General features: G+C 44.5%; 1 protein-coding gene. It reads right to left on the reverse strand.

The window, feature by feature from the left end; genetic code table 11:
• Window positions 1-784: 784 nt before the first annotated feature.
• On the reverse strand, window positions 785-1420 hold the full coding sequence (locus tag ACUVJL_RS31675) for a DUF305 domain-containing protein (protein ID WP_445249455.1): 636 nt from the start codon (window positions 1418-1420) through the stop codon (window positions 785-787).
• Between the last annotated feature and the right edge of the window lie 166 nt (window positions 1421-1586).

A 1586-nucleotide genomic window follows, 5' to 3' on the forward strand; every position in this document is an offset into this window, starting at 1 on the left:
GAATTCGAGTCGAGCAATTTAGACGAAAGAGGATTTATTTCTCTGATAAACATCATATGAAACTGTAATTAACTCATAATTTTGCCTGGAATATCATTATACTATGTATTTGTGTAATTAATTCTGTCTGACTACTTATTGACCAGTTTGGTCTGGGGAGCTGCCTGAACATTTGCGGCAGCATCTACTGTGTTGATGGCTTTGGTAATAGTTTCGTCGCAAGCTGAACACGCTATGTTAAGGACTTTTAGCTGTAGTCATGGTTGTATTTCTCCTTTCCTTTGAGGGGTTAATCCTATCTTGCAGTATCTAGTCCACTGGAGTGTCAAGGGGGAATGAAAAGAAATTTTTGAGAACCTCTAAAAAGGAGAAATCAACACCCTGGGCACCATGATCTGCTGTCTCTTGAATCCCTAGGGCGTGTTTTCAAAGTCGGTGTATCCTAGATTGGGGCGACGATGTTTAGTTTTAAAACTTGTTGTTTAAGTCCCGGCAGCATGAAAAAGCGATCGCCACCATCCGGCTAGAGCGATCGCACAATATCAAGAGAATCCTGGCGTTGCTGATTTACGGTATGAAAGGCTAAATATGCAAATCATAGAAACCAGTATCACAAAGCTTCTGAATTTTTAAATTATTTTTTTCATACCCTAATTAAGCAACGCCCTAGTTTTTTCTGAGTGTTGCGATGACCCGAGGGGACAAATGCAGGTGTCAGTGCGGCATAACGGGCATACTCCTCAAGACCTCCTTGTGAATAGAACAACTCGTGATTCCAGGCTTGTTACCACCCTTGCATCTGTGCGATTTCAGCGCTCTGAGATGTGATGATTGACTGAGCCAAAGTACGGATTTCTGGATGAGAAGCACGCTCAGATGCCATCTTCGCCATCATCACCGCCATTTGATGATGGGGAATCATTTGACGCACAAATTCTTTGTCAAAGTCCGGGGCTTTCTTGAGCGCGTCGAGGTCAGTTTTCATGCTCATCATGCCCTGACACATCATGCCCTGAACCTGACCCATCATGCACTGACCCTGACCCATCATGCCTGAGCCTGTGCCCTGCCCTTGGTTGTGGTGGTCTCCCATCATGCCCATGTCATTCATTGAACGTGCAGCGACTTCTTTGCCGAACCACTGTTTGTACCAAGTACGCATCTCTTGAATTTCACGAGTTTGGTCTTTTTTAATCGCTTGGGCTAATTTTTTAACTTCTGGGCGTTTGCCACGAATCAAAGCAAGATCAGCCATTGCGATCGCATCTTGGTGATGCGGGATCATCATTTCGATAAAATGCTGATCGACTCGAACCGATCTGGGTTGTTGAGGATTTTCTGGTGCAGGTAATGACTGAACTTGTTCGCTGTTGATAAGGACAAATCCAGTAATAGCACCACTACTAAGGGCTTGCTGAATAAGCCTAAAACCCTTACCTCAAAAGACTTTGACTCGCGTTCGGCGTTGACAATGTGTAAGACTATGAGCTAAAATTAGTCAAAAGCCATGCACAGCAGCACTTTCGTTCATGTACCGAAAAGTTGACTAGGGCCCCAACCCCACCTTCCAACTTTGACCTTCACGG

The sequence above is a fragment of the Microcoleus sp. OTE_8_concoct_300 genome (assembly GCF_031383065.1).
Classification (GTDB): Bacteria; Cyanobacteriota; Cyanobacteriia; order Cyanobacteriales; family Microcoleaceae; genus Microcoleus.